Source organism: Pseudomonas sp. ok266 (genome assembly GCF_900110195.1).
Taxonomy (GTDB): domain Bacteria; phylum Pseudomonadota; class Gammaproteobacteria; order Pseudomonadales; family Pseudomonadaceae; genus Aquipseudomonas; species Aquipseudomonas neuropathica.
On record NZ_FOCU01000018.1, the window covers coordinates 50,152 to 62,725 of the forward strand.

General features: G+C 59.4%; 11 protein-coding genes and 1 tRNA gene. 10 read left to right on the forward strand and 2 right to left on the reverse strand.

The window, feature by feature from the left end:
• The first annotated feature begins 3 nt into the window (after positions 1-3).
• The 5 genes from BMY54_RS27790 (at position 4) to ychF (ending at position 3,688) form a co-directional block, all read left to right on the forward strand.
• A tRNA-Gln gene (locus tag BMY54_RS27790) sits at positions 4-78 on the forward strand.
• Positions 79-123: 45 nt separating this feature from the next.
• Complete coding sequence (locus BMY54_RS27795) at positions 124-1,065, forward strand: ribose-phosphate pyrophosphokinase (RefSeq protein ID WP_003171603.1); 942 nt, start codon at positions 124-126, stop codon at positions 1,063-1,065.
• A 141-nt stretch (positions 1,066-1,206) separates the two neighbouring features.
• Positions 1,207-1,809, forward strand: coding sequence for a 50S ribosomal protein L25/general stress protein Ctc (locus BMY54_RS27800; RefSeq protein ID WP_093441442.1), 603 nt, complete (start codon positions 1,207-1,209; stop codon positions 1,807-1,809).
• 171 nt (positions 1,810-1,980) lie between these two features.
• On the forward strand, positions 1,981-2,565 hold the full coding sequence (gene pth, locus BMY54_RS27805) for an aminoacyl-tRNA hydrolase (protein ID WP_008079560.1): 585 nt from the start codon (positions 1,981-1,983) through the stop codon (positions 2,563-2,565).
• Between the two features lie 22 nt (positions 2,566-2,587).
• Positions 2,588-3,688, forward strand: a complete 1,101-nt coding sequence (gene ychF / locus BMY54_RS27810) for a redox-regulated ATPase YchF (RefSeq protein ID WP_007912904.1) — start codon at positions 2,588-2,590, stop codon at positions 3,686-3,688.
• Positions 3,689-3,872: 184 nt separating this feature from the next.
• Here ychF and BMY54_RS27815 read toward each other — a convergent pair whose 3' ends face one another.
• Positions 3,873-5,090: an MFS transporter gene (locus tag BMY54_RS27815; RefSeq protein ID WP_093441447.1), complete on the reverse strand. Its 1,218-nt coding sequence runs from the start codon at positions 5,088-5,090 to the stop codon at positions 3,873-3,875.
• 333 nt (positions 5,091-5,423) lie between these two features.
• Between BMY54_RS27815 and BMY54_RS27820 the strand changes: the two genes are divergently transcribed.
• Positions 5,424-7,481: a methyl-accepting chemotaxis protein gene (locus tag BMY54_RS27820; RefSeq protein ID WP_093441452.1), complete on the forward strand. Its 2,058-nt coding sequence runs from the start codon at positions 5,424-5,426 to the stop codon at positions 7,479-7,481.
• Here BMY54_RS27820 and BMY54_RS27825 read toward each other — a convergent pair.
• Positions 7,474-8,376, reverse strand: coding sequence for a LysR substrate-binding domain-containing protein (locus BMY54_RS27825; protein WP_093441458.1), 903 nt, complete (start codon positions 8,374-8,376; stop codon positions 7,474-7,476). The two genes, BMY54_RS27820 and BMY54_RS27825, sit on opposite strands and share 8 nt — an antisense overlap.
• A 226-nt stretch (positions 8,377-8,602) precedes the next feature.
• Between BMY54_RS27825 and BMY54_RS27830 the strand changes: the two genes are divergently transcribed.
• Genes BMY54_RS27830 through BMY54_RS27845 form a run of 4 tightly spaced genes read left to right on the forward strand, consistent with a single transcriptional unit; the run spans position 8,603 to position 12,537 of the window.
• Entirely contained in the window at positions 8,603-9,721 is a 1,119-nt protein-coding gene (locus BMY54_RS27830; protein WP_093441461.1) for an ABC transporter ATP-binding protein, read from the forward strand.
• Between the two features lie 15 nt (positions 9,722-9,736).
• Entirely contained in the window at positions 9,737-10,657 is a 921-nt protein-coding gene (locus BMY54_RS27835) for an ABC transporter permease (protein WP_064120432.1), read from the forward strand.
• Positions 10,657-11,463 (forward strand): ABC transporter permease, encoded by an 807-nt coding sequence (locus BMY54_RS27840; protein WP_093441465.1) that lies wholly within the window; start codon positions 10,657-10,659, stop codon positions 11,461-11,463. The genes BMY54_RS27835 and BMY54_RS27840 overlap by 1 nt, the downstream gene beginning before the upstream one ends.
• Positions 11,464-11,490: 27 nt before the next feature.
• Positions 11,491-12,537 (forward strand): ABC transporter substrate-binding protein, encoded by a 1,047-nt coding sequence (locus tag BMY54_RS27845; protein WP_093441473.1) that lies wholly within the window; start codon positions 11,491-11,493, stop codon positions 12,535-12,537.
• The last annotated feature ends 37 nt before the right edge of the window (positions 12,538-12,574 follow it).

Below are 12,574 nucleotides of genomic sequence, written 5' to 3' on the forward strand. Positions count from 1 at the left end.
TACAGGGGCGTCGCCAAGCGGTAAGGCAGCAGGTTTTGATCCTGCCATGCGTTGGTTCGAATCCAGCCGCCCCTGCCATTTTCTATACTCATCCAGGTTACCCTCAGCCTCTAGGTACTGCGCGTGTCCAAGATGATGGTCTTTACGGGGAATGCTAACCCCGATCTGGCTCGGCGTGTTGTACGTCAGCTGCATATCCCTCTCGGTGACATCTCTGTCGGTAAGTTCTCCGACGGCGAAATTACTGCCGAGATCAATGAAAACGTTCGCGGTAAAGACGTTTTCATTATTCAGCCGACTTGCGCCCCGACCAACGACAACCTGATGGAACTGGTAGTGATGGCTGATGCCTTCCGCCGCTCCTCGGCTACTCGTATCACTGCTGTTATTCCTTATTTTGGTTATGCCCGTCAGGATCGCCGTCCGCGTTCCGCACGTGTGGCTATCAGCGCGAAAGTCGTTGCTGACATGCTTACCGTAGTCGGCATTGACCGTGTTCTCACGGTTGATCTGCATGCTGACCAGATTCAGGGTTTCTTCGATATTCCGGTAGATAACATCTACGGCTCCCCGGTTCTGGTGGATGACATTGAAGATCAGCGCTTCGAAAACCTGATGATCGTATCCCCGGACATTGGTGGCGTCGTGCGTGCACGTGCCGTTGCCAAATCCCTGGGCGTGGATCTCGGGATCATCGACAAACGCCGTGAGAAAGCCAATCACTCTGAAGTGATGCATATCATCGGTGATGTCGAAGGGCGTACCTGCATTCTGGTCGATGACATGGTCGATACCGCCGGCACTCTGTGCCACGCGGCCAAGGCCCTGAAAGAGCATGGCGCAGCCAAGGTCTTTGCCTACTGCACACACCCTGTGCTGTCGGGTCGGGCCATCGAGAATATCGAAAATTCCGTGCTGGACGAGCTGGTGGTGACTAACACCATCCCGCTGTCCGCTGCAGCACAAGCCTGTGCACGTATCCGTCAACTGGATATCGCACCGGTTGTTGCCGAAGCGGTTCGCCGCATCAGCAATGAAGAATCGATCAGCGCGATGTTCCGTTAAGGGCCCTGCCCTTCTCGAAATGTCTCGTTGACGAAAAGCGCCCCGCCCCGGCATTCCTGCCGGGGCGGGGCTTTTTTGCCCATACCGTGTTCGGCGCTGGTCGCAAACGCCACTCGGTCATGGCTATTTTGGAGATACAAAATGAACGATTTTACTCTGAATGCTGAAGTGCGTTCCGACCTGGGGAAAGGTGCGAGCCGCCGCCTGCGTCGTCTCGCCGCTCTGGTTCCAGCTGTTGTTTACGGTGGCGAAAAAGCCCCTGAATCCATCAGCATGCTGGCCAAAGAAGTTGCCAAACTGCTCGAAAACGAAGCTGCCTACAGCCACGTTATCGAACTGAACGTTGGCGGCAAAAAGCAGAACGTCATCATCAAAGCTCTGCAACGTCACCCATCCAAGGGTCACGTTCTGCACGCTGACTTCGTACGCGTCGTAGCCGGTCAGAAACTGACCGCTATCGTGCCTGTGCACTTTGTTGGTGAAGAAGCTCCGATCAAGAAAGGCGGCGAGATCTCGCACGTCCTGAACGAAATCGAAGTAACTTGCCTGCCGAAAGATCTGCCTGAGTTCATCGAAGTCGACCTGTCGGCTCTGGAAATCGGCGCAATCGTCCACCTGTCCGACATCAAAGCCCCTAAAGGCGTTGAGTTCGTTGCACTGGCTCACGGTGACGACAAAGCTGTTGCAAACGTACACGCTCCACGCGTTGCTCCAGAAGCTACCGAAGAAGGCGCAGCAGAGTAATTCACTCTGTTTAGCCTGAGTGAGCAAGTAACATCGCGGACTGGAACGTAGCGAGAAAGCGGGCGAGAACGCGGAGTTTACATCCATGGTAAATGAGCATTTTTCGTCCACTTTCGCCGCTTTGCCTGATCACGGCGATGTTACTCACCACTCAAAGGAAGGGCCCCTATCGTGACTGCCATCAAACTGATCGTTGGCCTGGGAAATCCAGGCGCCGAATACGACCAGACCCGGCATAACGCAGGGGCCCTTTTTGTTGAGCGCATCGCCCACGCACAGAATGTGAATCTTGTGGCCGATCGCAAATATTTCGGCCTGACCGGGCGCTATTCGCATCAGGGTCAGGATGTTCGTCTGCTGATTCCCACCACCTACATGAACCGCAGCGGCCAGGCCGTGGCGGCACTCGCCGGTTTCTTCCGCATCAAGCCTGAAGAAATTCTGGTGGCGCATGACGAACTCGACTTGCCTCCGGGCGTTGCCAAGCTCAAGCAGGGCGGCGGCCATGGCGGTCACAACGGGTTGCGCGACATCATTGCGCAACTGGGCAATCAGAATACGTTCTACCGCCTGCGGCTTGGCATTGGCCACCCGGGCGTCGCCAGTATGGTTTCAAATTTCGTCCTGGGTCGTGCGCCACGCGCCGAACAGGAAAAACTCGATGCCAGCATCGACTTTGCCCTCGGCGTGCTGCCGGATATCCTCGCCGGTGAATGGAACCGCGCGATGAAAAACCTGCACAGCCAGAAGGCCTGACTCTACTCCGAGGGGAAACACCATGGGATTCAATTGCGGCATCGTCGGCCTGCCTAACGTCGGCAAGTCCACCCTGTTCAACGCCCTGACCAAATCCGGTATCGCGGCCGAGAACTTCCCCTTCTGCACCATCGAGCCGAACAGCGGCATCGTGCCGATGCCGGATCCGCGCCTGGAAGCACTGGCGGCCATCGTCAATCCGAAGCGCATCCTGCCGACCACCATGGAATTCGTCGACATCGCAGGCCTGGTTGCCGGCGCCTCGAAAGGTGAAGGCCTGGGCAACAAGTTCCTGGCCAACATCCGTGAAACCGACGCAATCGCTCACGTCGTGCGCTGCTTCGAAGACGAAAACGTGATCCACGTGTCCAACAGCGTCGACCCGAAGCGCGACATCGAAATCATCGACCTGGAACTGATCTTCGCCGACCTCGACAGCTGCGAGAAGCAACTGCAAAAAGTCGCGCGTAACGCCAAGGGCGGTGACAAGGACGCCGTGGTTCAGAAGGCTCTGCTGGAGCAACTGATCGCGCACTTCACCGAAGCCAAGCCGGCACGCAGCCTGATGAAGAACATGAGCGCTGACGAAAAGGCAGTGATCAAGGGTTTCCACCTGCTGACCACCAAACCGGTCATGTACATTGCCAACGTCGCTGAAGACGGTTTCGAGAACAACCCGCACCTGGACGTGGTTCGTGCCATTGCCGAAGAAGAAGGCGCCATGGTCGTTCCGGTCTGCAACAAGATCGAAGCGGAAATCGCCGAACTGGATGACGGCGAAGAGAAGGACATGTTCCTCGAGGCCCTGGGCCTGGAAGAGCCTGGCCTGAACCGCGTGATCCGCGCCGGTTACGAAATGCTGCACCTGCAGACCTACTTCACCGCCGGTGTCGAAGAAGTCCGCGCCTGGACCGTCAAAGTCGGTGCCACCGCACCTCAAGCTGCTGGCGTGATCCACACCGACTTCGAGAAGGGCTTCATCCGCGCCGAAGTGATCGCCTACAACGACTTCATCCAGTACAAGGGCGAAGCCGGTACCAAAGAGGCCGGTAAATGGCGTCTGGAAGGCAAGGATTACATCGTCAAAGACGGCGACGTGATGCACTTCCGCTTCAACGTGTAAGCGTTACGCCCAAGAAAAAGCCGCGTTTGATACGCGGCTTTTTTGTGCCTGCGATTTATGGCCCAGCACATTTCCCCTGTGGGAGCGAGCTTGCTCGCGAAAGCGGTGTGTCAGGTAAACATTCGTCGCCTGACACGCCCTCTTCGCGAGCAAGCTCGCTCCCACAGTTGGGAATGGTGTGGCGTCAGGCCTTTTTGGTACGCGGCAAGAAGATTGCCAACACGCCAAACAACGGCAAGAACGAACAGAGGAAATACACGTACTCAATCCCGTGAATATCCGCCAGGTGCCCCAGCAGCGCCGCGCCAATCCCGCCAAAACCAAACATCAAACCGAAGAACACCCCGGCAATCATCCCGACATTGCCCGGCACTAGTTCCTGCGCGTACACCACAATCGCCGAGAACGCTGAAGCCAGAATGAAGCCGATCACCACGCTGAGGACGCTGGTCCAGAACAGATCAACGTGAGGCATGAGCAGCGTGAACGGTGCCACGCCGAGGATCGAGAACCAGATCACCGCCTTACGCCCGATCTTGTCGCCGATCGGCCCGCCAAAGAACGTGCCCGCCGCCACCGCACCGAGGAACAGGAACAGGTGCAACTGCGAACTGGCCACCGACAGGTCGAACTTCTCGATCAGGTAAAAGGTGAAATAGCTGGTCAGGCTGGCCATGTAGAAATACTTGGAGAACACCAACAACCCCAGCACCACCAACGCACTGGTCACCCTGCCCTTCGACAGCCCGTGAGTCGCTGCCTGACCGGCCTTGAGCTTGAACAGGTTCAAGTGATGAGCGTACCAGCGACTGATGCGGTACAGCACGAATAACGCAAACACCGCGAACAGGCCGAACCACGCCACGTTGGCCTGACCGAACGGAATGATGATCGCCGCCGCCAGCAACGGACCGAACGCGGAACCGGCGTTACCGCCGACCTGGAAGGTCGATTGCGCCAGACCAAAGCGTCCGCCCGAGGCGAGTCGTGCGATCCGCGAGGCTTCGGGGTGGAACGTCGAGGAACCGATACCGATGAGCGCCGCCGCCAGCAGAATTAACGGGAAACTGCCGACCATCGACATCATCACGATGCCAATCAACGTGCAAATCGAGCCCGCCGGCAACAGCCAGGGTTTCGGATGCCGATCGGTGTGATAACCGACCCACGGCTGCAACAAAGATGCGGTCAGCTGAAAGGTCAGAGTAATCAGGCCGACCTGAGTAAAGGTCAGGCCGTAATTGGCCTTGAGCATCGGGTAGATCGACGGCAGCACCGACTGGATCAGGTCGTTGATCAAATGCGCCAGCGCCACCGCGCCGATGATACGCATCACCAATGGGCTGCTTTGCGGAGCAGCGGGCGCCGAGGCAGCGGCGGTCTGAACGTTGCTGATAGCCATGAAAGTTTCCGGACAGCAGATGGGTGCACGCAGGCAGGTGCGTCAATGTGCCATTTTTCGGTGCGCCAGCGCCATCCCCTTAGCCAGCTAACTAACTGACTGGTCGTCGACTGCAAAGTGATAGCGCAACGCCATGGTCTGAATCTTGCCTTGTTTCATCCCTTGAACGCGGGCGCCTTACAAAGGCGACCGACAATGGGAAGTTTCGCTACAGAGCCGGCCTACAGAGCGGGCGAGAGTGAACTTTCGAGGCCTTTTAGCAGGGCACAACATCAACGTCGCACGACCGCGATGCACGCCATTGGTGCGTGGTGTCCAGAGGAGTCATGGGGCATGCAGGCTTTCCTTTCACCGGGGATCAAATTGCTGGGGCGGTTTGGCTTCGCAGGTAAATTCCAGTTGTTGTTTCTGCTGTTCATTCTGCCGTTGGCCGGCAGCCTGTTGATGATCGGCCAGGACTATCGCGACAAACTCAATCTGATTTCCGGCGAACGTGCCGGCGTGCGTCAGTTGCTCGCGCTGGATGCGCTGGACAACCTGCTCGCCGCCCAACGTGACCGCGCCGCGCGCTGGCGCGCCACGGAAACCAATCGCCAACCGACGCCGGCCACCCTCGCCGCCATGGGCGCATTCGACGCGGTGCAACCGGCGGTTCTGCAAGCCACCACCGATTTAGGCGCTGCGCTGAAAAATGAAGGCGCCGAGGGGGAAACACTCACCCGCTATCAAGCGCTGCAAACCGCGCTCAACGGCCTGGACTCGAAAAGCCTCAGCGGTGTCGGTTGGTGGCCGGACGGCTACGACCGTTTCACCAGCGCCCTCAGCGCCCTGCAAGCGTTGCGCGAGCAGATCGTCATGGACAATCGCCTGACGCTCGCACCGTGGCTGGAAACTTATCTGCTCACGCAGATCTCCACGCAACACGCCCCGGACCTGATCGAACGCGTTGGACGCCTCGCTGCGGTCGGCCAGGCCTCCGTGGTTTCCGGCCAATTCACCCTGCAAAGCCGTTTGCAGTTGCGCGACTTGCGCAGCCGTATCGGCGATGCCCGCGAGCAACTGGTCAAAACCGCCACGCTGCTCGAAGCACGCCTGCCGAAAGATCAGCAGAGCTGGGCCAGCCAATACCACGACAGCCTCAAAAACCTCGACAGCGGTCTGAAGGTGTTGGACGACGGCGTGTTCGGCGGCTCTATCAATCTCAAACCCGAAGAGTTCGAACGCAGCCTCGATGCGCTGCTGACCGACCTAGCCGCACTGCGCCAGCAATCGCTGGTGTCACTGGATCAGCGACTTGACGCTTACCACAGCTCAGCGATCCGCCAGTTCATCATCGTCGCGGCGATCTTCGGCTGCCTGCTGCTCGCGGCGTTGTACCTGTTTGTCTGCCTGCAAGCCTCGATCCGCCGCAGCGCCAGCGGCATCACCCTGCTCGCCGAAGCCCTGCGCGATGGCAACCTGAGCTTGCAAGTGCCGGTGGTGGGCCGCGATGAGCTGGCCGCGATCAGCACTGCACTCAACGTTGCCGTGGTGCAGTTGCGCAGCAGCATGCTTGGCGTCGATCACGAGACTTCGCAACTGAGCAACGCGGTGCGCAGTCTCAACGAGCATTCCAGCGGCGCCCTCAGTGAAGTCGAGGCGCAGCAGTTGCAGATCAGCCAGATCGCCGCAGCTGCCACGCAACTGGCCGCGACGTCGCAAGGCGTGGCGCAGAGCTGCGAACAGGCTTCCGGCAGCGCCCAGCACACCCGGCGCATTGCCGCCGACAGCAGCCGCGACAGCCAGCGCACCACGGCGAGTATTCAGCAGCTCAATCAGCGTTTGAATGAAACGGCTGCGGCGTTGGGTCGGGTCAGTGAACAAGGTCAGCAGATTCAATTGGTCGTCGACACCATTCGCGGCGTCGCCGAACAAACCAATCTGCTGGCGCTCAACGCAGCCATCGAGGCTGCTCGCGCGGGTGAACAGGGACGCGGTTTCGCCGTGGTCGCCGATGAAGTGCGCAGCCTTTCACAACGTACACAGTCGTCCACCGCGCAGATCGCCGGTACGGTCGACAGCTTGCGCGCGACGGTCAACGAAGCCGTGAGTTTGATGGAAGCGGCGTGCGGCCAGGCGCAAACCGATGCCGAGTCGGTGACTGGTCTCGGTGAACGCCTGGGCGAAATCGCCAGCGCCGTGCAAAGCGTCACCGACACCCTGGCGCAGATCGCCACAGCGGTTGAAGAGCAAGCGAGTACCGCCGACGAAGTCAGCGGCAATATTCAGCAGGTTGATCAGGCGGCCGTACGTTTGCTTGAAGGCGCACGGGCGGTGAATCTGGCGGCGGACACCCTGAGCCAGGGTAGCAAAGCGCTGAGTGACAACACCGCACGCTTCCGCCTCAGTTGATCACGGCCTCGGGGAAATCCGTTTCCAGTTCAGCCTTGAGCCATTGAATAAACCACGCCACATCCGCCGAGAGTTCGGCGGACGGCGTCAGCACTCGATAGCTCTCAAGCTTCACCTGAGCGTCAACCGCCCGCACCAGTTTGCCGCTGGCCAGTTCATGGCGCACCAGTACCTCGTTGGCCAGCGCGATGCCCTGCCCGCTCTCGGCGACCGACAGCGCGTGATCGTTGTTGACGTAGAGCATGTCGGAATTGAGGTGGATATCGAGGTCATGGGCGGCGAACCAGAGGTTCCACCATTCGCCGTCATCGACGTGGATCAGATCGTTTCTGACCAGATCAGCCGGGCTGTTGATCGGTGCGATGCTGGCCAGATACGCCGGCGTGCAGATCGGAAAAACTCGTGGGCAAATCAGCGCTTCCCGTGAGTCGGCATATTGCCCGTCGAGGCCGTAGACGATGCCCAGATCGGCGCTCTTGCCATCGACTTCGGTAAAAGTGGAGTTCGGCTCGATCGCCAGTTTCAATCCCGGGCGCAGATGCCGCAGCGCTTCGATCCGAGGCATCAACCAGCGTTTGGCGAAACCCGGCACCACCATGATCCGCAGCCAGCGCTCGGTATCTTTCGGCCGAGCTTCCTTACCCGCCTCGATGATCAACTGCAAAGCGGCGCTGATCTTGCGATGGTACTTCTCCCCCGCTGGCGTCAGGTTGACTCCGCGCGAGGTGCGCTCGAACAATTGAATGCCCAGCCAGTCCTCGAGCAATTTCACGTGGCGGCCAATCGCAGGCTGGGTCACGTGCAGGGCTTTCGAGGCTTCGACATAGCTGCCCAAACGGGCAGCGGCATCAAAGGCGCGCACCGCGTTGAGCGGCGGCAAACGGTGGTCGGGCATGATTCCTGGCACCTTCGGCTGTTAAATTTACTAACACCTGCCATGTTTAAATTGAAGTGTCGCGCCGCGCAACCCCTGGCTGATAATCGAGCCACAGCAGAACAAAAAAACAGCTGGTTTCACACCCGAACGCAATCTCGATCCTGCCCAAAAAAATAATATCCATGGCCCGACGGCAACGCTTTGCAAAGCGAGTCTCAGGCGATGGGGGAATCGGAGGTAACGCATGAATGCTCTGCATTCGCTGCAAACGCTGGCGGTCTCGATCCGCTCGGTGCGCAAGGTTTACGGTGATCCGCAGACCGGTCCGGTGGCGCTGAAAAGCATCGACCTGGACATCCGCGACAACGAATTCTTCACCCTTCTCGGCCCTTCCGGCTGCGGCAAGACCACGCTGCTGCGGATGATCGCCGGTTTCGAATTTCCCACCGAAGGCGAGATCCTGCTCTACGGCGAAAACATCGCTGATCGCCCGCCGTTCCAGCGTCCGGTCAACACGGTGTTCCAGCATTACGCGCTGTTCCCGCACATGACCATCGCCGAGAATCTGGCCTTCGGCCTCGAATCGCACCCAATGGGCAAAGTCCTCAGCAAGGCGCAAATCGCCGAGCGCGTGCGCGAGATGTTGGCGCTGGTGCAGATGGAGCGCTTCGCCAATCGCAAACCGGCGCAACTGTCTGGCGGTCAGCAGCAACGTGTCGCCCTCGCCCGCGCTTTGGCACCGCATCCGAAAGTGCTGCTGCTCGATGAGCCACTGTCGGCACTCGACCTCAAGCTGCGTCAGGCGATGCGCGAAGAGTTGAAAACCATCCAGGCCAAGACCGGCATTACCTTCATCTTCGTCACCCACGACCAGGAAGAAGCGCTGACCATGTCCGACCGCATTGCCGTGCTCTCCGAAGGCGAAGTGCAGCAGGTCGGAAGCCCGGAAGACATCTACGAACGTCCGCGCAATCGCTTCGTCGCCGATTTCATTGGCGAAACCAATTTCATCGAAGGCACCGTCACCCGTGTGGAAGACGGTCAGGCGTGGTTCGCCGGCCCGGCGGGTCATCCATTGCCGGCGCAACCGTGCAGCGATGTGCAGGTCGGCGCCAATGTCACCTTGTCGGTGCGACCTGAGCGTCTGCATCTGGTACCAGCGGCTACCGAAAACGCGCTGCCGTGCCGGATCGAAGCGCAGATCTATCTCGGCACCGATCTGCAATATCAGATCAGCCTCAGCGACGGTTCGCGTCTCACCGTGCGTACGCCCAATTGCGTCGACCAGAGCCTGCGCTTTGCCGTGGGCTCTCAGGCCGGTCTGTTGTTCGACCGTGGAAGCGCCAGCGTCCTGCACGACTGAGCCGGAGGAATTGCCATGCACGCCTTACCGATTGCCAACACGCTGGAACGCCGCAAGGCTTTCCAGAGTTTCCTCGGGGTCAGCCCGGCGCTGATCGCCATCGGCCTGTTTCTGCTGGTGCCGATTCTGATCGTCATCGGCTATTCGCTGATGGAGGCCAACCCCTACGGCGGGGTCAACAAAGTCTTCAGCAGCGACGCCTATACCTCACTGCTGTTCGAGCGGCAACTGGACGACAGCCTCGCGTTTGCCGACTCGTATTTGATCATCGCCCTGCGCTCGATCGGCATTGCCGGGCTGACCACGATCATCACGTTGTTGATCGGTTTTCCGGTGGCTGTGTGGCTGGCCATGCAACCGGCGCATCGCCGTGGCTTGCTGATCTTTCTGATCACCGTGCCGTTCTGGGCCAACCTGCTGATCCGCACTTACGCGTGGATTCTGCTGCTGCGCAACACCGGGGTGATCAACAACAGCCTGATGGGCATGGGCGTTATCCACGAACCGTTGCAGTTGCTCTACACCGACGGCGCGGTGCTGCTGGGGCTGGTTTACACCTATGCGCCATTCGTGGTTTTGCCGATCTACGCGACGCTGGAAAAGATGGACATCCGCCTGCTCGAAGCCGCGCAGGATCTCTACGCCGGACGCATACGCACCTTGCGCAAAGTGGTTTTGCCCATCGCCAAACCGGGAATTCTCGCCGGCGCGATCCTCACTTTTGTACCGTGCCTGGGCGCGATGATCGCCCCGGAACTGCTCGGTGGCGGCACGCGAATGATGCTCGGCAACCTGATCTTCCGGCAGTTCAGCGATGCGCGTAACTGGCCGTTTGGTGCAGCGTTGTCGCTGGTGCTGATGGCCGCCGTGATGCTGGTGCTGACCGTGTATGCCCTGCGCGCCGAGCGCCAGCGCATCGCCAAAGGAGGTGCGTGATGCTTGCATTATTCAAACGCAAAGGCCCGGGCGTGCAGGACTTCCCCGGTTTCGGCGGCTTCAGTTTTCTATTCTATCTGTACCTGTATGCGCCGATCGTGGTGCTGGTGGTGTTCTCCTTCAATGCCAACCAATCGGCGACGGTGTGGACCGGATTCAGCCTCGATTGGTATCGCGCCGCGTTCGCCAATCAGGCCCTGCGCCAGGCCGCTGGCAACAGCCTATTGATCGCCGTCTGCGCAAGCATGATCGCCACGGTGATTGCCACCCTCGCCGCCCTCGGCACCTCGCGCGGCGCCAAGTTCAAGGGCCTGCACTTGTCGATGGGCGCGATCATGTTGCCACTGGTGTTGCCGGAAATTGTCGTCGGTGTGGCGACGCTCGCATTGTTCTCGACCATCGGTCTGTCGCTGGGTTACGGCAACCTGATCATCGCGCACACGGTGTTCTGCATTCCCTTCGCCTACCTGCCGATTCGGGCACGACTGAACGACATGGACCTGTCGCTGGAACAAGCCTCCGCCGACCTCTACGCCGGCCCGTGGCGCACCTTTCGCAAAGTCACTTTGCCGCTGCTGATGCCGGGGATTTTCTCCGGGCTGATGCTGGCCTTCATCGTCTCGCTGGATAACTTCGTGATCTCGATGATGGTCTCGCAGGCCGGCACGACGACCCTGCCGATCTTCATTTTCGGCCTGCTACGGATGGGCGTGACACCCGACGTCAACGCCGTGTCGACGCTGATCCTCGGCGTCTCGGTGCTGTTCGTCAGCCTCTCTTACCTGTTGGGCAAAAAGAACGCCTGAACCTTCTACGACCTGTGGGGAAATAGCATGAGCAAGTGGATAAAAAGCGTTGGCACTTCGTTGTTTCTGACTGTGCCGCTGGCGATGATGGGCAGTGTTCAGGCCGCCGAGAAACTCAACGTAGTGAGCTGGAGCGGCTACTTTTCGCCGGAGATTCTCGCCAAGTTCCAGAAGCAGACCGGCATCGAGGTCACCGTCGATTCCTATGACTCCAACGAGACGCTGCTGGCGAAACTGAAACAGGGCGGCGCCGGTTATGACGTGGCGATTCCGTCGCACCAGTTCGTGCCGATCCTGATCAAGGAAAACCTGCTGGAACGCTTCGACCCGGTCAAGGAACCCTACTACGCCAGCGTTGTGGATAACTTGAAAAAACCGAGTTGGGACCCGGAGGGCGCGTATTCGGTGCCGTTCATTTGGGGCACCACCAGCGTCGTGTTGGACTCCGCGCGCTACAAAGGCCCGGCTGACAGTTACAAGGTTTTGTATGAGCCGCCAGCCGAATTGCAGGGGCGCATCAACATGTTCGACTCGGTCAGCGACATGGTCGACATGGCCAGCCTCTATCTGAACATTCCGCTGTGCAGCGAAGACCCGAAACAGATGCAGCAAGTGCTGACTTTGCTCAAGGCACAGAAGCCGTTCGTGAAAACCTACAGCTCCAAGGCCGGCTCGATTCGCGAGAACCTTGCCTCCGGTGAAATCGACATGTCGATGTTCTGGGGCGGTTCGTCGATGCGTGCCCGCGAGATGAAACCGACGCTGAAATACCTCTACCCGAAAGAAGGCGTGCTGGCCTGGGTCGACAATATGGTCATCCCTACCGGCAGCAAGAATCCGGCGAATGCCAAGGCGTTCATCGCCTTCCTCAGCCAGCCGGAAAACTCGGCGATGACGCAGAACTTCCTCAAGCACCAGAGCCCGATCAAAGGCGTCGAACCGTTCCTCGACGCGGCGCTCAAGGACGCGCCGGAATTGCACATTCCCGAGGGCACTAACGTGGTGTTCAGCAAGACCTGCGGCGAAGGCGCGATCCGCCTCGCCGACCGTCTCTGGACCAACCTGATGCGTTGATCTTTACCGCCCCGTCGCACTGGTGGGGCGCTTTTCC